The following is a 25392-nucleotide window of genomic DNA, read 5'->3' as shown; positions in this document are numbered from 1 at the left end:
CTTTTTTTAGGGTTGAAGGTTGGAAGGAAATTTGGTACTATAAAAGAAATGAAAAGGCTATGTGTAACTGGCGAAACACGGAGAACCGTGAGGGAGCACGTAGTGTCGATTAGCCGTTCGCCTGGGCAGAGGTAAGGGGATTTCAAACCCTTACCTCTTTGTGCTTATTAGGGGGGATCATTGGCGATAGTGGTAATAGATTAGGGCAATCGATGTGTGGTTGTAGAGAAGTCGTCTTTGTGAAAATTTGTTGTCATACCTTTACTCGTGATTTAGAAGTGTGTTATTGTGAGGATATTGTAAATCGCTTTAATTCGTTAAAGGGTCAAATTGGATTGCTATCTAGTTGTGAGAGTAGGACGAAATGGTCCTATTTGAATATTGCAAGTTTAAATCGTCAGACGATTCAAACTTTATACTTGACTAACCATCTTTTTTTTAGAATAATAGAGTCTATTATTTTATGTTAGGTTTTTTTACACAGGCACAATATACACAATAATTTTTAAATAGAAGTTTGTTGAGACGGTATCGTTCATGTAGTTGAAATCAAAATTCAAAAAGAGTTCCATTTTATTTTTGCCGAAAAAATCAGTATGGTGTTTCTGTTCATGGTTCATTTCGGTGTTAAGCTATCATTTATTTGTGTTTCTATACACAAGGGTGTTAATAATGTTGAATCAATAAAAAATGGGAAAGAGGAGAATTTATTATGAGCACAGTTACAACTAGCAAAGTGAACACGATTAAAACGTTGAATAATATTTCGGAAAAAGGATTGAATGTTTTTAGTCAGGAAAAATATACGATTGATGATGGAAGTGAAAATCCTGATGCAATCGTTGTTCGTAGCTTCAACATGCATGATTTAGAGCTAGAATCTAATCTGAAGGCTATTGCTCGTGCTGGAGCAGGTGTAAATAATATTCCTATCGACAAATGTACTGAACGTGGAATTGTTGTTTTTAACACACCAGGTGCTAACGCAAACGCAGTAAAGGAGCTTGTGTTAACAACGTTAATCGCTGCATCTCGTAATCTTTTTGATGGGGCTGCTTGGGTTAAAACATTAGAAGGTGAAGGGGAAAACATTCCGAAGCTAGTTGAATCTGGTAAGAAGAACTTTGTCGGTAAAGAAATTAAAGGTAAAACTCTTGGTGTAATTGGTTTAGGGGCAATCGGTGCTCTTGTTGCAAATGATGCTTTAAACTTAGAAATGGATGTTATCGGCTTTGATCCATTTATCTCTGTTGATACTGCTTGGAGCCTTTCTCGCAACATCCATCGTGCAATGTCTCTTGAAGAGTTATTCGCTAAGTCTGACTACATCACTGTGCACGTACCATTAACGCCTGATACGAAAGGAATGTTTAATGCAGAAACATTCGGTATCATGAAGGATGACGTGTATATTCTTAACTTCTCCCGTGGTGGACTTGTGGATGAAAAGGATATTGCTGTAGCGCTTGAGGAAGGGAAAGTAGGAAAATACATTACAGACTTCCCGAATGCAGACGTTTTGAAGATGAAAAATGCGATTCCAATCCCTCATCTTGGGGCTTCAACGAACGAGTCTGAGGAAAACTGTGCAATCATGGCTGCTCATGAAGTGAAAGATTATCTTGAGACTGGTAATATTAAAAACTCTGTGAATTTTCCAAACGCATCGTTACCATACACAGGTAAGCGTCGTGTGACTGTATTCCATAAGAACGTTCCGAATATGGTTGGTCAAATGACAACAGCCCTTTCTGACTATAAATTAAACATTGCAGATATGGTAAACAGAAGCCGTGGGGACTATGCCTACACAATGATCGATATTGACAACAAAGTAAACGGTGAAGTTCTTCCAGGTCTAGAAGCAAAAATTAAAGAAATTACTGGTGTTGTTTCAATAAGATTCATTTAATAGGTAGGTGCTGTGTTAAGTATCTTCTGGATTTAATTGAATTATGACCCTATTGTCGGTATGTATGAAAAAGCGTGGAACTTTTATGGTTCCATGCTTTTTCTTTTAGGGTACACCGGCTATGCAAGTGGAGGTTTGTGGGAATATCGAAGGTCGCCAATAAGCCTGCAAAAGGGAAAAGGAGATTTGCAGGCTTATAGGAGGTCGCCAATAAGCCTGCAAAAGGGAAAAAGAGATTTGCAGGCGTATAGGAGGTCGCCAATAAGCCTGCAAAAGGGAAAAAGAGATTTGCAGGCGTATAGAAGGTCGCCAATAAGCCTGCAAAAGGGAAAAGGAGATTTGCAGGCGTATAGGAGGTCGCCAATAAGCCTGCAAAAGGGAAAAAGAGATTTGCAGGCGTATAGGAGGTCGCCAATAAGCCTGCAAAAGGGAAAAAGAGATTTGCAGGCGTATAGGAGGTCGCCAATAAGCCTGCAAAAGGGAAAAAGAGATTTGCAGGCGTATAGAAGTCCGCCAATGTGCTTACCTGACCTTTATTTGTTAATCCTGATAAGTTCGATAACAGCTTTTCAGGATAGACTACTCTTTAATAACTTCTGTTTTTGCAATGATATCGTACAGTGCTTGTTTCTTTTTCGTGAAAATAGCAGTGAATATATAAGTGAAAATCAGTCCGTATATAATTCCACCAATAATATAGTAACGGGTAGGAACTTGACTTTCTCCTAAGTAAATAAGACGATAAACAAGGAAATGGGATAATTCCCATGGGAGAAACTTCAGTATCGTTCGGAAGGTTACATGAATAATAGAAAGTGGTGCTCCGTTTTTATTTATTATTCGGATACCTGTTCTCCTTTTTCCAAAGGATTGCCCAACAATGGATGAGTCAGTAATAATAAAATAAATGGACACAGGGAGTGTCACCATAATAAACCCTGTGAGCTGGGCTACTATGATAGACCCGGTGAAAAATTCTTGTAAGGATGGAAAAAGGAATATATTTATGAAGAAGAGGATTATTAAGTAACAAAGAATAATTATGTAATCAAACAAGAAAGCTTTTAAGCGTAAAAGAAACGTCGCGTTCATGATTGGAATGGCCTCCCTTTTGGAATGAATTCGGTGTTTTGCAACAAGCTATATTAACCTCCTTAGTATAGCTGAAAAGCTGTGCTCCTTAGTATATATTCGATTTTTTTGAAAGAATTTATAATTTTTTCTATCATTGTCTAGGTGTTAGGAGGACGATGATTTAACCGTTGCCTTCAGGACGTGGGCTGCATCTAGGGGAAATTGGGCGTCTTGTGCTTTTCATACTACTAAATCGCCTCAAGTCATTCATCGATGCTTACTTGGATGTTATTTTCTCCTCTTAAACTAGCAGTCCCTTTTATAAATATTTCATTTTTTCAGTGAGTGAAATCTTTTCCGAACAGAAATCAGCATGTTCATCCTCCCTTCATAATCAAGTGCTACACTATAAATATCTTAACCATCAAAGGAGTAGGTCTGTTTGTGGAAATTTAAGCTTATAGATATAAGAAAGTCGTATACAGCAGGAGACGTTGCAACAGAAGTTCTAAAGGGAATTTCTCTTGAGTTCAGAGAAAGTGAATTTGTCACCATTTTAGGGCAATCAGGGTCTGGAAAAACAACACTATTAAACATTATCGGAGGACTTGATCGTTACGATAGTGGTGACTTAATCATTAAAAATCAATCTACGAAGAAATATAAGGACTCTGATTGGGATGCTTATCGGAACAGATCAATAGGATTTGTATTTCAAAATTATAATCTCATTGGTCATCAATCGGTTTTGCAAAATGTAGAAATTGCCATGACATTGTCCGGAGTGTCCAATTCAGAAAGGAAGGAACGGGCGAAGGAAGTACTCCGCGAAGTTGGTTTAGGTGACCATATAGATAAAAAACCAAGTCAACTTTCTGGAGGACAAATGCAGCGAGTGGCAATAGCAAGATCTCTTGTGAATAATCCTGATATCATACTTGCGGACGAACCTACTGGCGCATTAGATAGTGAGACTAGTTTTCAAGTAATGGAGATACTTAAAGAAATAGGGAAAACGCGCCTCGTAATTATGGTCACGCATAATGAGGAGCTGGCAAAAGAATATAGTACAAGAGTGATTCGATTTTTGGATGGAGAAGTGCAATCAGATAGTAACCCATTGGGAAAAACAGAGTCCAGTACTCATCAAGAAATGGGAAGCTCTAATAAAGTAAAGCGTAGTAAGACGTCCATGTCTTTAACAACAGCTATGCTACTCTCATTTAAAAATTTATTGACGAAAAAAGGAAGAACGATAATTACAGCTTTTGCTGGTAGCATTGGAATTATCGGTGTAGCCCTCGTTCTAGCACTGTCGAACGGATTATCGCAGCAGATTGCTGAAATGGAGTCAGATACTCTGTCTAGTTTTCCTATAACAATTAGTACGGATGAACAGGCAGTACCATTACATAATGATGATCCTTCAAGTGCTGGTGATAGTAATAGAATAAATGATTATGAAGAATTTACAGAGGAAGATGTTATTTATCGTCAAGATCGACGTGGAAATGTTACAAGGCACCGAAATGTATTTACCGATGAATACATAGATTTTATTGGGCAGATGGAGGAGGAAATGCCTGATGCCGTGAATGTCATTTCCTACACAAGGGGTGTGGAGATGAATGTGCTAGCTAAAGGTGAGGATGTCGTTGTGAATTTTGCGCCATCTGCTAGTAGTTCTTCCCAGGGGATGGCTCCTAGGAATGGTTCTAGTCAATGGCAGGAAATGCCGGAAAATGAGGAGTTTATCCTCTCAATCAATGATCTCATTGGAGAGGGGAGTCGCTTACCGACTGCGGAAAACGAGATTGCTCTAGTAGTGGATGAGTATAATCGATTAAATGCTTCATTTTTTGAAAAACTAGGTATTCACTCTGAAGATGAAATGTACAGTCTAAACGATTTTATTGGAACAAGCATGTTAAAGGTCATTCCGAATAATGATTTTTATACAGAAGTAGAAGATGGGATTTTTGAACCAGCAGCACCAGCTCAATACAATGATTTGTTTCACGGTGATAGTGGAATGGAGCTAACAATTACAGGTATTTTGCGAATTAAGGAGAATGCTGTTAGCGAATATTTTTCTCAAGGATTGATTTATACACAAGCTTTAACTGATTTCATTGTTAGTGATGCAAAAAAATCAAATATATCAGTTGAACAACAGGAGTCGGATGTTGATGTTATTCAAGGGGTACCTTTTTCAAGTGAAAGAGAAAAGGAGCAGTCACTTATTCGCTTAGGTGCAATCACTTCTCCAACAGGTATTGATATATATCCAAATGATTTTGCCAGTAAGGATGAAATTAAAGCATATTTGGATGAATATAATGATGGAAAAGAAAAGGAGGATCAAGTTATATATACTGATCTTGCAGAAATGATTACAGGCATGATTGGAGCAATGATTAATACTGTCACGTATGTTCTAGTTGGTTTTGCAGCTATTTCTCTTATTGTCTCTACTATTATGATCGGAATCATTACCTATGTCTCAGTGATTGAACGGACGAAGGAAATTGGGATTTTACGAAGTGTAGGAGCAAGAAAGAAGGATGTTTCACGGGTTTTTAACGCTGAGACACTTATAGTAGGATTCGTGGCTGGTTTACTGGGCGTTGGGATTTCGTACCTTCTTCTCATACCAATTAATGCAATCATCTACGGTTTAACAGAAATTCAAGACTTAGCAAGCTTAAATGTAATCGCAGCCCTTTTACTCATCGGAGGGAGCATGTTACTCACACTCATATCGGGTCTTATCCCAGCGCGAATGGCAGCAAAAAAAGACCCAGTAGATGCATTGCGGACAGAATAATGCACTAGCTTCTGCTCGAATTTTGTCGAACTATACTAGTGACGGGTGATAGTCCTATTATTGTTCAAATTATAATGAGGTTTTATGGTACGACTATATCTAGTTTATGTAAACTTGTAGGAATGTTAATCTGTTCCATGTATAGTAAATAGTATAAAAGTATTAATTTAACTGGATAAAAATAGTTTAAAGTTAATAGCAAACTTATTGAAAAATAAGGACGCAAAGCCACGGGCCTAAAGTGTAAGCTATGGTAGCCGAGTTGCCAAAGAAACTGATATTAGATGGATATCTTTTCTTTAGGTATCCATCTTTATTTGAAAAAGGACTCACTTGTTTCATTCATAAAGATCTCGCTTTTTAACATGGTTTATATGTAATAATCCATTAAAATGAAGGGGGAAATATGATGTATAAAGTAGAACCAAATCTAAAAGAAATGCTTAAACTGACTGAACAAAGTCTGGAAGAATTAAAAGGTAGATACAAAGTACTAATGGAAGAGTTGAATTTTGCAAGAAATGCATTTGAATTTGATAGAGCATCTGAAATAAAAACAGAGATGGTCTACATCATTGAGGAGTTAAAGAAGAGAAGTAGAATGTGAAAGTATAGAGAAATGGAAAAAGCATGGAGGACCATGCTTTTTCACCTTTTTACCAATGGCGAGCTCTTAACAGATTATATCGTCCATCTGTCTACAACTAAACCGACTAAATACCATTCACCATCATACTCCTCGAATGCAAGTATAAGATTAGCCCAATCTAGTTCTCCTTCTGTCGGTGTTACATAGTAACTCACAAAATTAGCCTCAGGAAACGCTTCCTCTACATTCACAATAATATTTCCATATTCTTCAATATCATTCACTACAATTTCTGAAGATTCTCTACTGAAATCACGGATATAAATATATTCTTCGTAGTACTCAGTAGGAGTCATCTCGATTGGGTGACCAGATCCATCTTGTGTTCCCCAATCATACTCTTCGTTGTCATTAGCAAAGTTACCAACCTCTTCTGCACTAAAACTAAGATCTTCGTCAAAATCCACATGTCCATAAGGAGAAAATAGTACACCCTGTTCCGGATGAACGTACTCTCCTAAACTAGTGAAATTCATATTTTCTAAAGCAATAACGACCTGATCTGCTCGATTACGAAGAACTTCATCTTGAGTTGGATCAGAATCTCCATTGGTTTGACCATTGTTATTTGTGCCATTATCCCCTGAATCACCGTTTTGTTCATCTAACTGGGACTCTAAATCAGCAATTTCATCTTCTTTTTCTGCTAGATCAGATCTAAGCTGTGAAATTTCTTCATTCAATTCCTCAATCTGAGCTTGAAGTGAATCTACCTCATTATTATTGTTGTTTTCACCATCATCATTGTCATTATTACACCCACTAATTATGAGTAAAAATGATACAAACGTTAAGGTGAAAATAGGAAATTTTATTTTACGAAACATCTAATCCCTCCCATATGCATCGTATGAATATAGTTTCCCGATAATGAATGAAGTAAACGTTTTTGGTACCAGATGTCTGTGTAAATTTGTCGAAATAAATGTGTAACTTTCTTATTTTATTCGCGACTAAAAAGGTGAAAAATAAATATGGAAGATGTAGAGGAGGTAAGTTAAATGAAGAAACTTTTCATCGTTTTAACTATAGCTATATTGATTCTTTCTGCATGTGGAACTGGAAATAGTGAAGGGAGTCAAGGTATGAATGACAGATTGTCCACTGGAAGTGGGGGGAATGGAGTTCAGGAAGGGAATGATTCGAATAATAACGATTCGAATCATAATGATGATAAAAAGGATGAAGATACCTTGGAAAATGAAGGGGATAGTAGTGAGGAAATGACTAGTGAGCTCGTACCTAATCTAGAAAATGAGGTCCTTTTCCAATATGTTGTCTTTAATGATTCGCAAGACACTATTACAATGTCATTCTCAAGCGGGCAGCGGTTTGATTATTCTGTTGAGACAACAGCTGGTGAACAACTTTTCTTATATTCAAGCGTTGCAGTGTTTATGCAAATGGAAGGAGAAGAGGTAATACATCCGGGAGAACAATTAGATTATGATATTGATTTAAATGAACTTGATCTAGAATCTGGTGACTATGTTTTAACTGCATGGATGACACCAAAAGAAGGAGAAGTCTTTGAAACATCCTTTCCATTTACAGTAGAGTAAAATGGATGAAAATAAAGGTGTAACACCAACCAAGAATAATTTGTCATTTCCTATAATACAACTTGTTCGTATAGGTATTTGCATTAATTAGTTTCATTACCTAGTTTATCGGTACAAATGTCCATTCGTAATTAGATGTATAACATATGCTGTCATTGAAGACAGAGAAAAGGAGATGACTTTTAATGACTTATCCAGCAGGTAAAGGAGCGCCAGCAGGAGAGACAGCAGCGCCAGCAACAACAGCAGTAGGTGGCTTTGCCTTTATTATTGTGATGTTTGTGTTACTAGCCATTATTGGAGCTGTAATAGTCGGGGCTTACTAAGTGCCAGGCACTCCCCGAAATTTGTCTAATAGGAAACGAGATATGATTCTCGTTTCCTTTATTTGGTTTTGGGGTAGGGAACTACATAACGGAGATGAAAGGGAAGAGAACGAATTGACCTCTGCTGAAGGAAATAAAGAGTTGGAGATTGTTCTTAATTTTGACCCTTTTAAACAAGTTTAATGGTGCCACGTACCGATTTCATTGGTGTATGGCACTTTTCCTTTGTTAAATTTCACAGGACAAAACAATCTAAATCACAGGATTTCGACAAATGAACTAATTATTCCCTAGGAAATATAAATTACCTATGTAAGTAGATGACAGGTTATACTGAAAAATTGTGTCGTAATAAAGTAACAGTAGGACAAATGCCTACTTAGCGACACAGTAGTAACCACAACTCATGATCAGGGAGCACTAATCCATTCTCTACCTGTTTGTTTTTCATCATATTTCATTTCATACTTGTATTTAATACGTTGTTTCATTAATAGTAAGCCATATAAAACTAAAATAGTGAAAATCGTAAAGAAGCTACCAGCAATATTAATGTAAATATCGAATAATCTTCCACTGCGATCGCTTAAAAAATATTGATGATATTCATCAATTGCACCAATAATAGATGATGAACTTGCTGCAGTGACGCCTCTTATCCAAATGTTGTGAATTGGAAGGACGATGAATATAAAAGCTGCAAGTGTTCCATAAAAAATAAAGTGACCAATTTTTCGCAGTTGTAATGTAGCTGAACCATCTATAATAGAAAAACTAGAATAAAATGAACTGTTCCAATCAAGAAAAAATAATGGATTCACTTCTGCTTTATAGATACTGCGTATGATGTTTGTATCCATCGATCCATTAGTTTCCTTTCCAATGGACACGATAATAACCAAAAGGGACAAAAAAATAATAACTGGAAAGGCAAATCGCATAAATAAACCTCCTGTCTATTAAACTATCATAGACAAATAGAGGTTTTTTAAACAGAAAGAATACTTAAACCTATGGAATCCAACCGAATTTTACAGTAGGTTGTGCTTGGATGTACAAAGAATTCCATCATTATTATACGTATTTCTTCAGCTGAAAAAATTTAGATTTACTTTATAAAGACAAGCTTATGTCCCCATCCTCTGTTATTTCAACGGTTGAATAGCTTTTAAATGTATCAGGATTTGTAAATTCATGTCCTTCTTCCCTAGAGAAGCTTTCCATATAGTGTTGATATTGATCAAGGTCCTTGATGATATGATAAAAATAAATGGTTTTTCCATCTATAGTGTCTGTATTCCTAAGAGCAAAACGTTCGTGAAACTGCTTTTTAAACCATTGTCTTGCTTCGTCATGATTAATAAAATCGGGCATTTCGTTACTGATAGTAGTAATATCAATGTCCATGTTCATCTTTTTTTAAAGCCTCCTTCTATACTCTCTTTTTTAGTATGGCATGGAGGAAGATAATTAATGCAAGGGAACATTGTTTCAATCAATATGAATTCATTTTTTTGCTGATTAGTTTTCCTTGTTTATGCCAATACTTCATATAAGAAAGAACGGAGGTTGGTGTAGTGGAACGAGAAGGAAATTTTTTTAAAGGTTTATTGTGGGGGACTGCATTTAGCTTACCTCTTTGGGGAATCTTTATCTGGTTATTATTTTGATATTACATGAAAAATTGATAATGTAATTTTATGTGATAGTTTTAATAGTAATCCGTATGAGAAGAGGAACCTTCAGAATTCCATGCTCAAAAATAAAAGCACACTTTATCGTGTGCTTCTACTTTTAGAGTGTATTGATTTAACTTAATCAGCTCTTGTTAAAGTACTATCAGTAATAATGATACTTGGGATATATTCACTTCGTTCGTACGTGTTAGTGAAGTAAATAGCCCTTAGTCGGTTTACTCCTTCTACATTCATTTCAACAGTTTCAATTGGACTGTTAGGAGAGAGTGTAACTTCTGCTAATGGCGTCCCAAATTCTGATGCGTTAGCACCTGATTGTCTATTTCCAAGGATCGCATTATGATCGTAATCATCACCATAGAAAACGACTCTGACATCATTAGAGAAGTCTTGAGATTCAGCTGTCCCAATACTCACTTCCAGATCTGTGTATTGTCCGTATAAGTAAAATCCATCACTTCGATTTCGCACTTCTTCACCACGACTCCCAGTTCCACGCATTGCTGGGAGGATGATAGTATTATTATGAGTATTTCCTACATTATCTTCTATACCAAAAATGTCAGTTTTGAAAATTGTAGATGGTAAAAATCCATCGGCTCTGTAAATACTAGTTTCAGATATTGTATGATATAAGCTGTTGTACTCATCTATAAATTCCTCATCTAAGTTTCCTTCAGTAAGGTCAAGCTTAAATGCTACACCAGCCACAAAGAAGTTCATCATTTTTATTTCTTTACTAATAGGAGTATCTAGATTGATGCTAAAGTCAAACGGAACAACCATATTGGAGAAATAGTCCCTAGTATCTTGTGCTCTCACTTGTGAATACTTATCCAGTTGTGGGATATATACATTAGCTTCAAGTCTATAATCCTGTTCATCCTGTTTAAACTCAATGGTTCCAGATATTGCAATACTATCTTCTATGAATACTCTACTGATAGAAACGATTCTATCATCAGTCTCTATTAGTAATGGGTCAAATGCCAAGAAATCATTATTAGGCAAAACCTCTACTCCTGGAATTGTTATTGTTTCATTAAATTCGGAGAGATCTATGATATTAGTAAAGTCTCCATCTCTATCTATTCTGTAATCTAGTCTTGCTAAAGGTCCATCGTTCTCGTCGAATAAAACAACAATTTTTCCTTGATCACTTATATATCTATTATAATCCGTATTTCCATTCACAATTCTGAAGAGACTGTCGTTAGCATTCACTGAAATGCCTCTAAAGTTAAAGTAATCATCAAATGTTCTTTCCCACTCGGTACTAAACGGTCCTTCAAATAGGATTGCTATTGCATTATTTCCTAAAGCTTCATTGTAATTGTGACCTAATAATGTTACTTTTCCATTTTCATTTTCATGTAAAACCTCGTCAATTTTTATAAAGTCCATCGGTTCCAGTAAGTAATTAACTGGTGCAGACATAGTGTCCGTTACTTCTGCTAACTGGTAATGAATTCTACCGTCTAGTCCTACTCGGTGATAATCCTCGGCAAAATATAAATATTGATTAAATAATTCCTCTCCATTTTCTAAAACGATCATATTAATTTTAACAACTTCATCGAAAGTTTTATACGGTGTGGAGTATGATGGGATGATGTCTACCACTTCATGTTTGACGATAGATGCGCCACTAGGTGTTTCCCATAATTGTCCAATTTCTAACGGGTATTTTAATTGAAGACGATCGGGGTCCAAATTGTCTATACTATCCATGGCCTCCTCTAAACTTAATCCAACAGAATAGATGCCATCTTCATTCTCAAAATAGTAGGTATTTACTTCCTCTCCTTGATAATATGTAATCATGCGTACAAGGCCTTCTTCTACCGTTTCATATTGTGCAACCATATCATCGATTTCGTCACCACGGTGAACATAAACGCCATCTTTAGGTAGAAATGACTTTGTTTTTTCTTGTTGATCATCTGTTTCTTCATCTAGGTTTTCTAGAGTTTCACCATTATTATCGTTGTTTTCCATTTCTGCTTCCGTTGGTTCATTACTATTACAAGCGACAATCAATAGTAATAGAAACAAAAGGATCAATAAATTAACTTTTTTCATTAACATACCACCTTTTCAAATTTTTACAGTATAATATTACCATAAACAATTATGTAAGGGGTATATTTTTAAACTATATTACTTAAAAAGGTTAGAAAATTGTTTTATAATAAGTAAGTTCATTTCTTCATGTGCTAATTTCCTTTAAAACTTGTATATTCATACAAAATGTTTGAATTTATGCGAAAATTAAAGATATATTCAAATAGATTATTGAATGTAGCAGATCATAATATCAAATCACGATTTCAAATTGCTAAAAGGAAGGGGGATGGAAAAATGGATAAGGAAACGAAAGCTCTATTTGAAAAATTAGAGTCAAATGATAAGAACGAAGTGTATGAGGCGTACACGGCTATTTTAGTTTTGACAGAAAAAGAAGTAGATTGGGCATATGAAGTTTGGGATCAATGGAAGGGAAACCTCTCGAGCAAGGATAATCATAAGCGATCACTAGCTGCACAATTTCTTTCTAGTTTGGCAATTAGTGATCCTGAAGGAAGAATGCTACTTGATTTCCCGGCAGTATGGAAAGTGACGATGGATAAGAAGTTCGTTACAGCAAGGCACAGTTTACAGTCTATTTGGAAGATAGGTTTAGCTGGAGATGAGCAAAAGGAATTGGTAACAACTCACCTCATTGAACGATATCGTACGTGTATGTCCGAAAAGAATGGGACGTTAATTCGATTTGATATTATTCAAGGGCTTAAGAATCTGTATGACAAATGCCATGATGAGAACATAAAAGGGGAAGCGTTAAAACTAATTGAAGAAGAAGAGGACTCAAAGTATCGAAAAAAGTATGGGTTAGTTTGGAATTAGCAAGCATCATGTATGACTCTATACTTAACAAAATAAAAAGGGGTGAAACGTATCAGAAACGTTAACCCCCATTTTTGTAAATCTTAAAAATCCTATTTTAAATAGATCCAGCTCTTTCAAAATCCAGATACCTTGTCCCTTGAAATTCTAGGTAGCCTACGTCGTCTTCTGACAGCATAGAATATTCCTTTCCATTTACCTTAAATTCTAAGCGTTGATCATTATCTAATTCAAAGGTGACGTAATATTTCGTAATTGATCGACTCATTCCGATGTTAATACCAGTACCCTTATTTCTATGGGGTCTGTGACGAACATCTTCTCTCTTCGCTACTACCATGGCTTTTTCTTTTTCAATAGGTTTTCTATTATTAGAAAACCATTCTACTATTCGTCGAATGATAGAATAGAACGTGACTCCCAAAATGACAATAACTAATAGTGGAAAAAGCCAAGAAGAAATGTCAGCTAGTAGAAACAAAGGAAGTACATTTCCACTTATGTTTTCTCCAAGTATGAACATAGAAAATTTCCCACCTTATATCCCAAATTCCTTCACTATTAATAGTTTCATTTAGTGGCATTGTGTTTAATGGGTAGATAATGTTACAGTGCCTTTCCCACCATGTAATAATCATAAACATACAGCATTTATAACAATGAGGTTGTATCATGATTGATGTTGGAACGCTTTCAATTTTATGCAAAACAAAAAATAAACAGACCAAATGATATTGTGGTCTGTTTAATATTAAGACTAATCTTTCTTATTGCCTAATATCCCATAAAACATAAGCTTTGTAATATCTTCCGTATGTGGCAGGATCTTAGAATAAATCTCTTCACGCTGCATACTATCCTTTATCATATGCATGTACATAATAATTGCTTCGTTTGAGATAGTTGGATCGATGAACCCTTTTTCTCGTCCTTCATTAAATAATTGAACAAGACGAGGTATGGCTCTTTTCTGGTAAAACTCTTCAATATACGTAATACCAGCGGTGTATTCCTTCATGAAATAGTTGTAAAATTCAGGGTGGATACGATTAGCTGCTTCTTTTTTATTAAAAATAAGTGCCTTTATTTTTTCTTCAAAAGGAATGTCACTACTGACGACAGCCTCCATTTCCGCCCATGCATCATCTACATAAAAGTGTATTGTTTCTTTTGCAAGGTTGTGCTTGCTTTCGAAGTAATTATATATAGTTACCTGAGATACATTTGCTGTTTTTGCGATTTCGGAAATAGACACTTTCTGAACACCATGTGTCATAAAAAGGTCTAGGGCTGCTTTTAAAATTTCTGTTTTTTTCTGCTCTCTACGACGCATAAATCCATCCATGCAGTGATCACCTCATACTATTAAGTGTAATAAAAATTATGAAATAAAACAAATAATATATTTCAAAAAATATTGCAAAGACATTCAATGATGTTATATTATGAAATATATAAAGTGAAATATTTCATATTTTTCACAAGCTACTGATTACATCCTATATTAGGGAGAGGATTCATGATGAGTCTATTGCAAGTAACGAATTTAACAAAAAAGTTTGGAAAGTTTACAGCTCTAGATGGAGTTAATCTTGAAGTGAATAGTGGGGAAATCTTTGGTTTTATTGGTCCAAACGGCGCTGGTAAATCAACAACAATCCGTGTTTTACTTGGGATTTTGAAAGCAACAGAAGGGGAAGTGAAAATATTCGGTAAGGATGCTTGGAATGACGCGGTGGAAATTCATAAGCGTGTTGCCTATGTTCCTGGAGATGTGAATTTATGGCCCAATTTAACAGGTGGAGAGGTTATTGATTTATTTGTAAAACTTCGTGGGGGGAATAATAAGAGCAAAAGAGAAGAATTAATAAAGAAGTTTGACTTGGATCCTACGAAGAAATGTCGAACATATTCAAAGGGAAATAGGCAGAAGGTCGCCCTAATTGCAGCGTTCTCTTCTGATGCAGATTTATATATTTTAGACGAACCTACTTCTGGACTTGATCCGTTGATGGAAAAGATTTTTCAAGAGTGTGTAATAGAGGTAAAAAAAGAAGGGAAAAGTGTTTTACTATCTAGTCATATTTTATCTGAAGTAGAAAAGCTTTGTGATAGAGTAGGTATTATTCGAGAAGGTAGAATTATAGAATCAGGTTCATTAACAGAGCTACGTCACTTAACTCGTACGCAAATGCTCGTGCAAACGAAGGAGCCTGTTAACTTAAAAGAGTTAAAGGGAATTCATGAAATAGAAGAAACGGAGCAAGGTTTATCGTTCCAAGTGGATACGGAAGAGTTAGATAATGCGATTAAGCATATTAGCCAATTTGGTGTGTTGAAGCTTGAAAGTTCCCCTCCTACATTAGAGGACTTATTCATGCGCCACTACGAAGGAACAGAAAAAGCTCACGATACAGGAGTTGGAGGTGGAAAGTAATGGCTAAAAATTTAATTGCCAAAACAGGCCACCTTACAAGGTTTATCCTTCGTTTAGATAGTATTAAAATTCCATTATGGTTAGTAGGTTTGACGTTTTTTACCTTGATCGTTCCTCCTGCGTTTGTTGGATTATTTGATTCCCAGCAGGAAAGGGATGCCATGGCGGAAACGATGGCTAACCCTGCCATGACAGCAATGGTAGGTCCAGGTGATTTGGGTAACTATACGATAGGTGCCATGACTGCTCATCAAATGCTACTGATGACCGCAGTTGTTGCTGGTTTAATGGGAATCCTACTTGTTTGTCGCCATACTAGAGCTGATGAAGAGGATGGTCGAGTCGAAATGGTCCGTTCCTTACCAGTTGGAAGACTTGCCTATTTAAATGCAACAATCATTACTTTAGTGTTTGCAAGTATTGCCTTAGCAGCTATTAATGCTTTTGGCTTGTATGCATTAGGCATTGAATCAATGGATTTTGAAGGATCCTTGCTTTACGGTATAGCTTTAGGAGCTACAACTTTATTTTTTGGTGGAGTAGCTGCTGTGTTTGCACAGTTATCCGATAGCTCCCGAGGAACAACTGGTTACTCTATTGCTATTTTGCTCGTTGCTTATTTATTTAGGGCCATCACGGACGTAAGTTATGAAGCTTTATCGTGGATTTCACCATTAGCTTGGGTAACAAAGGCAGAGGTATATTCCACTAACAATTGGTGGCCAATCCTATTAATGATAGGGGCTTCTATCGTTCTATTTATTATTGCTAATTATTTAAACAGTATTCGAGACTTAGAGTCTGGTTTTTTACCTGCAAAACCAGGTAAAAGATATGCATCAGCTTTTTTACAAAGTCCAACGGGTCTTGCTTTAAGACTTCAACGTACTGGTATAATTTCTTGGGCTATTGGGATGTATGTACTCGGTGCTTCCTACGGTTCGGTTTTTGGAGATCTTGAATCCTTTTTTGAAGGAAACGAAATGCTGGGGCAGATGTTAAATGGAGACGATGATGTGTCATTAGTTGAACAGTTTATTCCTATGTTAATGATCGTCATTTCCCTCCTTGCCACTATTCCACCCATTATGGCTATCAATAAGCTGCGAGGGGAAGAGAAAAAAGGCCGCCTCGATCATTTGTTAGGAAGAGCTGTCTCACGTACTCATTTAATGGGAAGCTACTTAGCTATTTCAGTTGTGAATGGATTTGTTATGCTTTCTCTTGCTGCTATTGGACTTTGGTCTGCAGGGGCAGCTGTTATGGAGGAAGGTTTACAATTTGGAATGATATACGGTGCTGCCATGGCGTATTATCCAGCTATGCTTGTGATGATTGGTATTGTAGTGTTTATGATCGGATTTATCCCGAAAGCAACAAGTTTCATTTGGTTGTATGTGTTGTACTCGTTCTTCGTTCTCTATTTAGGTGGATTATTCCAATTCTCAGAGTGGATTGGGAAGATTTCTCCATTTGGTCATGTTCCTCAAGCACCAATTGAAGAGTTTACATGGGGACCGTTGATCGTTCTAAGTGCATTGGCCATAGTGTTGATGATAGTTGGCTTTATTGGCTTTAACAAACGAGATATTGAAAGCTCTTAATCTATTATAGAAGCCCTATTAATTGGTCGTGTTGATGTTTGATCACTGTGGATTGAAGCGGAAGGATCGTTGGCCCCCTACTGGAAGGAGCATCCTGAAGTCAAAATCAATCAGGAAGATTAACAGCGCAAAAAATGAGCAGTGTCTCTATTTCCTCTACTACATTTATTAAGGAGAAATAGAGGCATTTTTTGTTTTGAAACTACTAAAAAAGTTCATTTGTTTTGAAAAATAAAAGGGATTTTTCATCATATGTTGAAATAGATGCTAAGAAGAGGAACTACCTTATAAAGAGGAGGGGGATACTATGAATGCCTTTAAAATATTCAGAATATTACGGATATTCAGGAGGATACGATTCCTAAGAAGGTTAAAATAATCTGATTTAACTTTAATGCAAGTTGTTACAGTACATTCTGAACGAGAAATGCCATCTCATTCTGCGAAAGGGATAGTAATTCTGTGAGTCAACGTGCTTTACTGGTGAAACGGTGTATTTTCAGGGTAGATTCACCTATGGTGCAAGTGAAGTGAAACTTGCAATATGGGGGGAGAAAATGTTCTTACACAGCAATCACATCTTATGCATTTGTAACATTGCAGTCGTCTAGTTTGGTCCTATTATACTGCAAATTGCATAAACATTACTTGCGGGCACAGAGGAAGTGTCCAGCGTTCCTGCAAAGAGAGAAAATGAGATTTGCAGGCACGGAGGAAGAAGCCAGCGTTCCTGCAAAGAGAGAAAAAGAGATTTGCAGGCACAGAGGAAGAAGCCAGCGTTCCTGCAAAGAGAGAAAAAGAGGTTTGCAGGCACAGAGGAAGAAGCCAGCGTTCCTGCAGAGAGTGAAAAAGGGGTTTGCGGGAACAGAGGAAGTGTCCAGCGTTCCTGCAAAGAGAGAAAAAGAGGTTTGCAGGCACAGAGGAAGAAGCCAGCGTTCCTGCAAAGAGAGAAAAAGAGATTTGCGGGAACAGAGGAAGTAGCAGCGTTACTGCAAAGGGAGGAAAGGATTAGCGGAAGTTTCTTGGCTACCGCATTTCATGATATTTCTGCTTTCCGGTAGTCAAGGCGTTTCTAGTGTGCAACATTTGTTTATTTTTCCCTGCTTTCTGTGCCTTTAGAATGCTTCTTGTAGATCGGGTCTTCGTCCTATCATCCCGCATTTCTGATTTCCCACCGTTTGCGGTAAGATAGCCAGCTTCTATTATCCCGAAATTCAGTTTTTCCACCGTTTGCGAGAACAAGACCCCCTCGATCTCAATCATACTTCACCATGCTCACTGTGATTGAACCGGCAAGTATTGAAGCATGTTCAAACTTCCCCTAGCCATCAAAAGGGTAATTATAAACACGATTAAAAACTCCAGTATGCATTTGTGTTTGTAGGGGTTTTTTCACCTTTAAATAATGGAAAAGAAATAGGTTAAAGGTACCATAAATATAAAATGATTTTATGAGTAAATAATGCAATGTACCCTAATTTGATGTGAAAAATGGTCGGATAATATGGACTTATGACTTATTTTCATATAAAATGAAAGCAATTAAAAAATTGAAAAAGGCAAACCTACTCAAAGGTAGGGACGCAAAGCCACGAGCCTAAGGTATGTTTCTTCATTTTTTCATACTATGGTAGTCGGGTTGCCGAAAACTGGTTTCTGCATTGTAGTGTATACCTTTTTCGGGTGTACATTTTTTTATTTTTCCAAATAACAATCAAACAATTAGTTAAATCGAAAAGTAAATTCATAGGTGGTGAAAGTAATGAGGGAAGTGAAGGTTGAAAGCAAGCATAACTTCATTGTTAAAGAAAGCATTAACGGCATGATTAAAAGTGTGATGGATATTATCCCAACAGAAACAAAGGTGGATTCTCCTTCATTAATAAAAAAAGAGTTTTATAAACGGGAAATGGGTGTGCTTATTGGTCTCACAGGTAATTTAAGTGGACAAGTATTGATTGAGGGGGATAAGGATGCCTTTAATTTCATCGCCCAATCTATGTATGGTATGGCACTTGAAGGAGAAATGCTAGAATCATTTATTGGTGAGTTGGGGAACATGATTTCTGGGAATATGATTACTAATATTTCAAAAAAGGAAATCTCCCTTGATATTTCTCCTCCTACTGTCATTGTTGGTGTTTCTAAATTTACAGCTTTTGAAAACGGTATTCAATTGGGAGTAAATCTTAGTGAAAATGATAAGATTACTATTGTTTTAATGATTAAAGAGGAGGCAGTAGTTTGAAGGTACTAGTAACAGATGACGCAAAATTTATGCGAATGCAACTATCAGATATATTATCAAAAATTGGCCACGAAGTTGTAGGAGAAGCGGAAAATGGGAAGGATGCAATTGAGAAATATAAAGAGTTGATGCCAGATTTGGTTACTATGGATATTACGATGCCAGAGATGGACGGTGTTAGTGCTCTTAAGGAAATCATGCAGGTTAATCCTAATGCGAAGGTTATTATGTGCTCTGCTATGGGTCAACAAAGCATGGTAATCGATTCTATTCAAAGTGGTGCGAAGGACTTTATTGTAAAACCTTTTGATAGAGAAAGAATCGAGAATGCTATAAGTAAACTAGTTTAATAGTGATTGGGAAGCGTGGAATAGAATTCTGTGCTTCCTTTTCGTATTTTCAATAACTATTGGTTTGTAAGTCATTGTTTGAAAACTTCAATATTAGGGGTAGAAGATATGGCAGTTATTCATAAAGGACAAAATGAATTAAATAAGTAAGCAGTAAAGTATCGGAATTTATCCATCCTGTTTTTTGTTCCCGGAACGGAGGAAAGAGAGCAAATGCAGTAAGATAGAGCCGTCCAATGTTCCCGCAACCGAAGAAAAGAAGGATTTGCGGTCGCATAGAAAAAAATGCTTCTATCTTACCGGTACAAGTAACAGTAAAGGAGGTGTTTTTATGCTTGGAAATATAATGAATTTGAAAAAAAGTAAGTTTGTTGTCTTAGATGAAATTCTTCGTCCTATGGTAGATGGGAAGGGGGAGACCGTTCACTTTTATGTGGATGTCCATGCTTTAGTAAAGTCGTTGTATACCCCTAGTTCGTTAAAAATATTTGATAGTTTAAGTGACGGTAAAGATGTACAGGATGTATGTTCTGAGCTTGCATCTGAGCTGTTAAACATCGCTGGTCATTATCGCCGATATTGCGCGACAAGACTTGGAAAAAGAACGGCAATCTATTTTTATTACACCTATGACCGCAGTAAACTTTTAACAGAAGTTCATCACGAGTATAAGAAAAAGCTCTATGAAAAATATAAGACTAATATAAATGAAAAATACAGTAGAATGAACAGAATATTGATAGAGAGCTTGAAGATAGCGAAGCTCGTTGGAGAATATATTCCTAACATTTATTTTATCGATTCTAAACATCTGGAACCAAATGTTGTACCTTATCATTTCATAGAAAACATGAATGATGAGCAGTTCTTTGATACGGATCTAGTTATTTCAAATGATGAACTGAACTGGCAGATGGCAAATCATTTTGGGGTGTACGTATTAACGACCAAAGGGGCCTATTCGTCCATCATAACGTCAGATGATTTAATAGATTTGTTTTTAGGAAAAAATGCAGATGCTGTAGATCATCAAGTGAGCAATGATTTTTATAGTTATTTTTATGCACTAAAAGGACATTCGCAATATAGTGTGAAGGGAATTCCGAAATATGGGGCAAAAAGAACGGTAGAACTCCTAAAGGAAGCTGTACATAATAAAATAATTCCTAATACTAGGATTGATGATTTTCAATCATTAACGGATACATTAATTGAGGGTAAGCTATTGCCGCGGGAATACGGAAATGTAGTCAATACTAATTTTCAACTCCTTGATATACCTACTGCCTATTCACGAATAAGTGAGGATGAAAAGGCTCTTATTCTGGATAGTCAGGTCGTTGATCGTCATGATCTTAAGGAACGGAATAGATTAGTAACATTTATTTTAAAAATTATAAGTTGAACATTCTTTTCTTAATGTCAGGAGAAAAAGAGGATCAAGACATACTTAGTTAGAAAATATAATAGGTGGGAATTTTTTTGGTAGATGTGAAAAACGTCACCGTCTTATACGATCTTTTTTAAATTAATCAAAATGAAGAGGGGATGTAACGAAATGGGTGTGGAAAATACAGTAGGTTTTATTGGATTAGGAATAATGGGTAAGCCCATGGCAAAAAATTTAGTGGCTGCTAACTTGCAGGTGAGTGTTTGGAATAGAACTGCTTCTGTGATGGAGGACGTAGTGGAGTTAGGGGCAACTGCAGCAGCGTCTCCTAAGGATATAGCAGAAAGGTCATCTATTGTTTTTCTTATGCTGGCAAATGATGCAGTAGTAGAGGACGTGGTTTTTGGAGTGAATGGTGTGATCCATGGAGCTTCGAAGCCGAAAATTATAATTAATAGTAGTACGGTAAGTCCAGAAACTTCTAAGAGTGTATATAATCGATTAAAGGGTTTGGATATTGCTTATGTGGAGGCGCCAGTAACAGGGAGTAAAGTTCAAGCTGAGGAAGGTAACCTAAACTTTTTAGTTGGTGCTGATGAAGCGGTGGTGAAGGATTGTGAACCGTACTTTAATATACTTGGTAGAAATACAACCTATTTTGGTGAGGTAGGAACAGCAGCCACTGCAAAAATAGCGAATAATTCAATCGTAGCAATTAATTTATTATCCTTACTCCAAGGGTTAAGCATTGCGAAACAGGGGAATGTGGACGAGAAACTATTTTTACACGTATTAAAGCAAGGTGGAGCTAATAGTGCAATCCTCCAGGGGAAAGAGGAAGCTATTTTAGAAAGAAACTTTGATCCACAATTCTCCTTAGGGTTAATGTACAAGGATTTAGGATTAGCAAAAACCATGGCTGATGAGTTACAAGTACCGACGCCAATGTTATCCCAAGCGAAGGATCTATTTTTACTAGGAGCAAACATGGGGTTAAAGGAAGAAGATATGTCCGCAATGTTAAAGTGCTTTGAAAACATGATAAATAATAAGTAGTAGGAACCCTCCATACAGAAGTTAGTCACAAAGCTGTCACAGACCATGTCTGTGACAGCTTTGTGTATTTACCAACTTTCCAGACCTTACCCAAGGACTACGGGCTAAATGGATTGGGAATAGAACCACATGCGCATATTAAAAACAAAAGTATTATAGATAATGTATAATCAAACTGTATCGACAAAATATCCGTAAATTCGTCAATGATAGAGTTGTTTAGAATTAATTGCATGATAATTTGAATGTGCCGTCATGTTTGAAATGGTACGGAGATAGAAAGTAGGAACAATAATGAAAAACAAAATAAGACTATTGTCTTTGGCTATATTTTTATTGGCAGTTATCTTGGAGGTATATTATTTTAGTGCAAATGAAGGAATTCCGTTCATTCGGTATCTTTTCTTGGCATCACTAATATTATTTGTTTATATATTAGGAAATCGCCTCGAAAAACTAAGTTTTACGATGGAAAGCCTTGTAGCTGACAACCTCAACCTTGAAGAGCAGTTAGAGAAAACAAAGCAAAGTAACCAAGATTATAAAACGCTGTTTAACTCCTTAGATGGAGCTGTTTATTCGTATGATTTACAACGAGAAAAAACGTTTTTCTCAAAAGGAATTGAAGATGTTTATGGGTACTCCAGTGAAGAATTCCAAGACAACCCATATTTGTGGACAGATATTATTTTTGAAGAGGATAAAGAAAAAGTTCGAATAGAGGAGGAAAAGGTGCTTTTAGGTGAGTCATCAAAGGTAGAGTACCGCATCCATCATCCTGAATATGGAATTAGGTGGATAATGAGGTTCTTTTCTCCCATAATTAATATAGATGGTAAGGTTTCAAAGGTAAATGGTCAAATTTTTGATATTACCTTTAGGAAGGGTCTTGAGGAAGAATTAAAGCAAATGGCATATTACGATGATTTGACAGATTTACCTAATAGAAAAGCGTTATATATGCATATTACGAAAGGACTTGCACGGGCAAAGCGACATAAAGAGCAATTGTCCATCATGTTTCTTGACTTAGACGATTTTAAATATGTGAATGATACGTTAGGCCATGATGCTGGGGATGAACTGCTGAAAGAAGTAGTAAGAAGGTTACAAGAAAATCTGAGGGAAGAGGATCTTATTTCACGAATTGGTGGTGATGAATTCATCCTTGTTTTAGAAGAAGTAGCTTCAGAAAAAATGGAAGAGATTGCACAGCGAATTGTGGAAACTGTTTCAAAACCATATCAAATCCAAGGCAATGAAGCCAAGGTCTCCGTAAGTATTGGAATAAGTACCTATCCAGAAGATGGAGAAGATAAAGATACACTGATTGAAAAAGCAGATAAAGCTATGTATACTGCGAAAAATCAAGGGAAAAACAATTACAAATTTTATACCCCAGATTTAGAAGATTACGACTTCCAACAAACAGGGTTCTTAGATAAAATAAAAGCTAAGTTATTTAAATAGAGGTACAAGAAACCTCATGGATTTTGTCAAATAAATATTAAGAAAGCTCGGCAGTTCACAATCATAGCTGAGCTATTCTAAATAGAATATGGACAATATAACAGGAATACATATTTCATATCATTATTGATTTGTTAGACGGAATGCTCGTAGTTTTTAATAGGGTGTATTTAATATGTTGAGTTCAATTGGAGGACTAGTTTAAATGATGCTTTTCATGTGGAGCTTACTACTTTTTATAATAGCTTTTCTCATCATTTTTATTGCACTAGTTTGTAATCTACATCGTTTACTAGTTTCTGAAGATGAACGAGAAAAAGGCGATGCCATATTAGTTTTAAGTGACGGTAACGGAAATGGAGATAGGGAAGCTGAAGCAGCAAAGCTCTATCATGAAGGATATTGTAATAAAATCATATTGACAGGTACGATTGTGGGTTGGAAAACGTATTCCTCCCATATTATGAGAGAACATTTAATTGCCCTTCAAGTACCTGATGACGCGATTTATGAATATACAGGAGTAACCAGTACTCGGGACGAGGCAGAATTGGCTAAGGAGTTGCTGGAAGGGTTAAAAATAAGGAAGCTTTTACTTGTAACGAATAAATATCATTCTGCAAGATCCAAATGGATATTTAAGAAAACCTATAAGAACAAGGGTGTAAAAATTGTATCCGTACCAGTACGGGAGGATACATTTAATCGTAATTGGTGGAAGGATCACGAAACTCGCAAACAGGGTGTAAGCGAAATACTAAAGTTTTTTTGGGAGATTCTACGATTGTGAAGCTTGAATGATCTAAAGCCAATGTTAAATTAGGAAGTTTATTTGTAACCTGGGAGCATCTGGGCCGAGGAACAGGGTGGTGCCAATGAACTTGTAAAAAGAGAAAAAGCAGGTTTGAAGTAATATAGAATGCTGCCAATGATCCCGCAAAAGGGGAAAAGCCGTTTTGCAGGCAAATAGAAAGCCGCCAATGAGCCTGCAAAAGGGGAAAAGCAGGTTTGCAGGAATATAGAATGCTGCCAATGATCCCGCAAAAGGGAAAAAGCCGTTTTGCAGGCAAATAGAAGACCGCCAATGATCCCGCAAAAGGGAAAAAGCCGTTTTGCAGGCAAATAGAAGACCGCCAATGAGCCTGCAAAAGGGAAAAAGCCGTTTTGCAGGAATATAGAAGACCGCCAATAAGCCTGCAAAAGGGAAAAAGCCGTTTTGCAGGCAAATAGAAGACCGCCAATAAGCCTGCAAAAGGGAAAAAGCCGATTTGCAGGAATATAGAAGACCGCCAATAAGCCTGCAAAAGGGGAAAAGCCGATTTGCAGGAATATAGAAGACCGCCAATAAGCCTGCAAAAGGGGAAAAGCCGTTTTGCAGGAATATGGAATGCCGCCAATAAGCCTGCAAAAGGGAAAAAGCCGTTTTGCAGTAATATAGAAGCCCGCCAATAAGCCTGCAAAAGGGGAAAAGCCGTTTTGCAGGAATATAGAAGACCGCCAATAAGCCTGCAAAAGGGGAAAAGCCGTTTTGCAGTAATATAGAATGCTGCCAATGATCCCGCAACCAGTCAATAAAGAGATTTGCAGAATTATTGAAGGCGATCAGTTCCCCTCCATTTTCTCCACACCCCTTCATACACCACAAATCCACAATTTCATTCAAAATTAATATGATCCTCTTTCATAAAGCTCTTCAAAAATGAAAGACACACAACCGTGATGGATGAATTTTTACTCTTTATTATTATACAAAAGTATAGTTTTCTAAAAATTCTGCAAGTTCGTTGTGACGAACGGTGTTGTATGATAAAATTTATGTTGAAGTTTCGCTATAACGAATCTATTGAACTCTTTGTAATGGTTTTTCAAAAAAGGAGGGATTA

General features: G+C 36.5%; 25 protein-coding genes and 3 riboswitches. Of the genes, 16 read left to right on the top strand and 9 right to left on the bottom strand.

Features of this window, described 5'->3' with window-relative positions; genetic code table 11:
- Nucleotides 1–53: 53 nt before the first annotated feature.
- Nucleotides 54–134, top strand: a riboswitch (ZMP/ZTP riboswitch).
- 578 nt (nucleotides 135–712) lie between these two features.
- The gene (locus QA612_RS04770) at nucleotides 713–1912 is read left to right on the top strand and encodes a phosphoglycerate dehydrogenase (RefSeq protein ID WP_278282620.1); all 1200 of its coding nucleotides are present in this window, start codon (nucleotides 713–715) and stop codon (nucleotides 1910–1912) included.
- 49 nt (nucleotides 1913–1961) lie between these two features.
- On the opposite strand, the gene QA612_RS04765 is transcribed toward QA612_RS04770, so the two are convergent.
- Both QA612_RS04765 and QA612_RS04760 read right to left on the bottom strand, forming a co-directional pair.
- Entirely contained in the window at nucleotides 1962–2429 is a 468-nt protein-coding gene (locus QA612_RS04765; protein WP_278282619.1) for a hypothetical protein, read from the bottom strand.
- 62 nt (nucleotides 2430–2491) lie between these two features.
- Nucleotides 2492–3004: an RDD family protein gene (locus QA612_RS04760; protein WP_278282618.1), complete on the bottom strand. Its 513-nt coding sequence runs from the start codon at nucleotides 3002–3004 to the stop codon at nucleotides 2492–2494.
- A 424-nt stretch (nucleotides 3005–3428) separates the two neighbouring features.
- Between QA612_RS04760 and QA612_RS04755 the strand changes: the two genes are divergently transcribed.
- Both QA612_RS04755 and QA612_RS04750 read left to right on the top strand, forming a co-directional pair.
- On the top strand, nucleotides 3429–5813 hold the full coding sequence (locus tag QA612_RS04755) for an ABC transporter ATP-binding protein/permease (RefSeq protein ID WP_278282617.1): 2385 nt from the start codon (nucleotides 3429–3431) through the stop codon (nucleotides 5811–5813).
- Nucleotides 5814–6000: 187 nt separating this feature from the next.
- Nucleotides 6001–6083: riboswitch (cyclic di-GMP riboswitch) on the top strand.
- 139 nt (nucleotides 6084–6222) lie between these two features.
- Nucleotides 6223–6420: a hypothetical protein gene (locus QA612_RS04750; protein ID WP_278282616.1), complete on the top strand. Its 198-nt coding sequence runs from the start codon at nucleotides 6223–6225 to the stop codon at nucleotides 6418–6420.
- A gap of 74 nt (nucleotides 6421–6494) precedes the next feature.
- On the opposite strand, the gene QA612_RS04745 is transcribed toward QA612_RS04750, so the two are convergent.
- Entirely contained in the window at nucleotides 6495–7289 is a 795-nt protein-coding gene (locus tag QA612_RS04745; protein ID WP_278282615.1) for a coiled-coil domain-containing protein, read from the bottom strand.
- 174 nt (nucleotides 7290–7463) lie between these two features.
- On the opposite strand from QA612_RS04745, the gene QA612_RS04740 reads away from it, so the two are divergent.
- From QA612_RS04740 to QA612_RS04730, 3 genes are all read left to right on the top strand, one after another.
- On the top strand, nucleotides 7464–8024 hold the full coding sequence (locus QA612_RS04740; RefSeq protein WP_278282614.1) for a BsuPI-related putative proteinase inhibitor: 561 nt from the start codon (nucleotides 7464–7466) through the stop codon (nucleotides 8022–8024).
- 185 nt (nucleotides 8025–8209) lie between these two features.
- Nucleotides 8210–8350, top strand: coding sequence for a sporulation protein YjcZ (yjcZ, locus tag QA612_RS04735; protein WP_278282613.1), 141 nt, complete (start codon nucleotides 8210–8212; stop codon nucleotides 8348–8350).
- Nucleotides 8351–8392: 42 nt separating this feature from the next.
- Nucleotides 8393–8533: a hypothetical protein gene (locus tag QA612_RS04730; RefSeq protein ID WP_278282612.1), complete on the top strand. Its 141-nt coding sequence runs from the start codon at nucleotides 8393–8395 to the stop codon at nucleotides 8531–8533.
- A gap of 227 nt (nucleotides 8534–8760) precedes the next feature.
- Here the strand turns inward: QA612_RS04730 and QA612_RS04725 are convergent, their stop codons facing one another.
- The 3 genes from QA612_RS04725 to QA612_RS04715 form a co-directional block, all read right to left on the bottom strand.
- Nucleotides 8761–9291, bottom strand: coding sequence for a VanZ family protein (locus tag QA612_RS04725; protein WP_278282611.1), 531 nt, complete (start codon nucleotides 9289–9291; stop codon nucleotides 8761–8763).
- A gap of 172 nt (nucleotides 9292–9463) precedes the next feature.
- Nucleotides 9464–9763 carry a hypothetical protein gene (locus QA612_RS04720; protein WP_278282610.1) on the bottom strand — a complete coding sequence of 100 codons (300 nt, stop codon included), beginning with the start codon at nucleotides 9761–9763 and terminating at the stop codon, nucleotides 9464–9466.
- A gap of 401 nt (nucleotides 9764–10164) precedes the next feature.
- Nucleotides 10165–12129, bottom strand: coding sequence for a hypothetical protein (locus QA612_RS04715; RefSeq protein WP_278282609.1), 1965 nt, complete (start codon nucleotides 12127–12129; stop codon nucleotides 10165–10167).
- Between the two features lie 279 nt (nucleotides 12130–12408).
- On the opposite strand from QA612_RS04715, the gene QA612_RS04710 reads away from it, so the two are divergent.
- Nucleotides 12409–12954, top strand: a complete 546-nt coding sequence (locus QA612_RS04710; protein WP_278282608.1) for a hypothetical protein — start codon at nucleotides 12409–12411, stop codon at nucleotides 12952–12954.
- A gap of 97 nt (nucleotides 12955–13051) precedes the next feature.
- Here the strand turns inward: QA612_RS04710 and QA612_RS04705 are convergent, their stop codons facing one another.
- On the bottom strand, nucleotides 13052–13477 hold the full coding sequence (locus tag QA612_RS04705; RefSeq protein WP_278282607.1) for a DUF2500 domain-containing protein: 426 nt from the start codon (nucleotides 13475–13477) through the stop codon (nucleotides 13052–13054).
- Nucleotides 13478–13711: 234 nt separating this feature from the next.
- Nucleotides 13712–14299, bottom strand: a complete 588-nt coding sequence (locus QA612_RS04700) for a TetR/AcrR family transcriptional regulator (RefSeq protein ID WP_278282606.1) — start codon at nucleotides 14297–14299, stop codon at nucleotides 13712–13714.
- Nucleotides 14300–14476: 177 nt separating this feature from the next.
- Between QA612_RS04700 and QA612_RS04695 the strand changes: the two genes are divergently transcribed.
- The 9 genes from QA612_RS04695 (at nucleotide 14477) to QA612_RS04655 (ending at nucleotide 24299) form a co-directional block, all read left to right on the top strand.
- Nucleotides 14477–15391, top strand: coding sequence for an ABC transporter ATP-binding protein (locus QA612_RS04695; protein WP_278282635.1), 915 nt, complete (start codon nucleotides 14477–14479; stop codon nucleotides 15389–15391).
- The gene (locus QA612_RS04690; RefSeq protein WP_278282605.1) at nucleotides 15391–16995 is read left to right on the top strand and encodes an ABC transporter permease; all 1605 of its coding nucleotides are present in this window, start codon (nucleotides 15391–15393) and stop codon (nucleotides 16993–16995) included. The genes QA612_RS04695 and QA612_RS04690 overlap by 1 nt, the downstream gene beginning before the upstream one ends.
- A gap of 665 nt (nucleotides 16996–17660) precedes the next feature.
- Entirely contained in the window at nucleotides 17661–18056 is a 396-nt protein-coding gene (locus QA612_RS04685; protein ID WP_278282604.1) for a hypothetical protein, read from the top strand.
- A gap of 487 nt (nucleotides 18057–18543) precedes the next feature.
- Nucleotides 18544–18642: riboswitch (cyclic di-GMP riboswitch) on the top strand.
- Between the two features lie 115 nt (nucleotides 18643–18757).
- Nucleotides 18758–19243 (top strand): chemotaxis protein CheX, encoded by a 486-nt coding sequence (locus tag QA612_RS04680; RefSeq protein ID WP_278282603.1) that lies wholly within the window; start codon nucleotides 18758–18760, stop codon nucleotides 19241–19243.
- Nucleotides 19240–19593: a response regulator gene (locus QA612_RS04675; protein WP_278282602.1), complete on the top strand. Its 354-nt coding sequence runs from the start codon at nucleotides 19240–19242 to the stop codon at nucleotides 19591–19593. Before QA612_RS04680 ends, QA612_RS04675 begins: the two co-directional genes overlap by 4 nt.
- A gap of 331 nt (nucleotides 19594–19924) precedes the next feature.
- Complete coding sequence (locus tag QA612_RS04670) at nucleotides 19925–20998, top strand: hypothetical protein (protein WP_278282601.1); 1074 nt, start codon at nucleotides 19925–19927, stop codon at nucleotides 20996–20998.
- Nucleotides 20999–21151: 153 nt separating this feature from the next.
- A complete protein-coding gene (locus QA612_RS04665) occupies nucleotides 21152–22039 on the top strand; it encodes an NAD(P)-dependent oxidoreductase (RefSeq protein ID WP_278282600.1) in 888 nt (295 codons plus the stop codon).
- 294 nt (nucleotides 22040–22333) lie between these two features.
- Nucleotides 22334–23509: a sensor domain-containing protein gene (locus tag QA612_RS04660; RefSeq protein ID WP_278282599.1), complete on the top strand. Its 1176-nt coding sequence runs from the start codon at nucleotides 22334–22336 to the stop codon at nucleotides 23507–23509.
- A gap of 205 nt (nucleotides 23510–23714) precedes the next feature.
- On the top strand, nucleotides 23715–24299 hold the full coding sequence (locus QA612_RS04655; protein WP_278282598.1) for a YdcF family protein: 585 nt from the start codon (nucleotides 23715–23717) through the stop codon (nucleotides 24297–24299).
- Nucleotides 24300–24323: 24 nt separating this feature from the next.
- Here the strand turns inward: QA612_RS04655 and QA612_RS04650 are convergent, their stop codons facing one another.
- A complete protein-coding gene (locus tag QA612_RS04650) occupies nucleotides 24324–25172 on the bottom strand; it encodes a hypothetical protein (RefSeq protein WP_278282597.1) in 849 nt (282 codons plus the stop codon).
- Between the last annotated feature and the right edge of the window lie 220 nt (nucleotides 25173–25392).

The sequence above is a fragment of the Evansella sp. AB-P1 genome (assembly GCF_029688925.1).
Lineage (GTDB): Bacteria > Bacillota > Bacilli > Bacillales > Salisediminibacteriaceae > Evansella.
Note: the sequence above shows the minus strand (reverse complement) of the source record. Positions and strands in the feature narration are given on the sequence as shown.

What these genes read in the sequence shown, in the direction of transcription:
- QA612_RS04750 (WP_278282616.1), top strand. Translation starts at nt 6,223, where the DNA reads ATGTATAAAGTAGAACCAAATCTAAAAGAAATGCTTAAACTGACTGAA.
- QA612_RS04680 (WP_278282603.1), top strand. Translation starts at nt 18,758, where the DNA reads ATGAGGGAAGTGAAGGTTGAAAGCAAGCATAACTTCATTGTTAAAGAA.
- QA612_RS04720 (WP_278282610.1), bottom strand. Translation starts at nt 9,763, where the DNA reads ATGAACATGGACATTGATATTACTACTATCAGTAACGAAATGCCCGAT.
- QA612_RS04660 (WP_278282599.1), top strand. Translation starts at nt 22,334, where the DNA reads ATGAAAAACAAAATAAGACTATTGTCTTTGGCTATATTTTTATTGGCA.
- QA612_RS04730 (WP_278282612.1), top strand. Translation starts at nt 8,393, where the DNA reads ATGATTCTCGTTTCCTTTATTTGGTTTTGGGGTAGGGAACTACATAAC.
- yjcZ (WP_278282613.1), top strand. Translation starts at nt 8,210, where the DNA reads ATGACTTATCCAGCAGGTAAAGGAGCGCCAGCAGGAGAGACAGCAGCG.
- QA612_RS04760 (WP_278282618.1), bottom strand. Translation starts at nt 3,004, where the DNA reads ATGAACGCGACGTTTCTTTTACGCTTAAAAGCTTTCTTGTTTGATTAC.
- QA612_RS04705 (WP_278282607.1), bottom strand. Translation starts at nt 13,477, where the DNA reads ATGTTCATACTTGGAGAAAACATAAGTGGAAATGTACTTCCTTTGTTT.
- QA612_RS04745 (WP_278282615.1), bottom strand. Translation starts at nt 7,289, where the DNA reads ATGTTTCGTAAAATAAAATTTCCTATTTTCACCTTAACGTTTGTATCA.
- QA612_RS04725 (WP_278282611.1), bottom strand. Translation starts at nt 9,291, where the DNA reads ATGCGATTTGCCTTTCCAGTTATTATTTTTTTGTCCCTTTTGGTTATT.
- QA612_RS04695 (WP_278282635.1), top strand. Translation starts at nt 14,477, where the DNA reads ATGAGTCTATTGCAAGTAACGAATTTAACAAAAAAGTTTGGAAAGTTT.
- QA612_RS04655 (WP_278282598.1), top strand. Translation starts at nt 23,715, where the DNA reads ATGATGCTTTTCATGTGGAGCTTACTACTTTTTATAATAGCTTTTCTC.
- QA612_RS04690 (WP_278282605.1), top strand. Translation starts at nt 15,391, where the DNA reads ATGGCTAAAAATTTAATTGCCAAAACAGGCCACCTTACAAGGTTTATC.
- QA612_RS04700 (WP_278282606.1), bottom strand. Translation starts at nt 14,299, where the DNA reads ATGGATGGATTTATGCGTCGTAGAGAGCAGAAAAAAACAGAAATTTTA.
- QA612_RS04710 (WP_278282608.1), top strand. Translation starts at nt 12,409, where the DNA reads ATGGATAAGGAAACGAAAGCTCTATTTGAAAAATTAGAGTCAAATGAT.
- QA612_RS04665 (WP_278282600.1), top strand. Translation starts at nt 21,152, where the DNA reads ATGGGTGTGGAAAATACAGTAGGTTTTATTGGATTAGGAATAATGGGT.
- QA612_RS04670 (WP_278282601.1), top strand. Translation starts at nt 19,925, where the DNA reads ATGCTTGGAAATATAATGAATTTGAAAAAAAGTAAGTTTGTTGTCTTA.
- QA612_RS04740 (WP_278282614.1), top strand. Translation starts at nt 7,464, where the DNA reads ATGAAGAAACTTTTCATCGTTTTAACTATAGCTATATTGATTCTTTCT.
- QA612_RS04715 (WP_278282609.1), bottom strand. Translation starts at nt 12,129, where the DNA reads ATGAAAAAAGTTAATTTATTGATCCTTTTGTTTCTATTACTATTGATT.
- QA612_RS04770 (WP_278282620.1), top strand. Translation starts at nt 713, where the DNA reads ATGAGCACAGTTACAACTAGCAAAGTGAACACGATTAAAACGTTGAAT.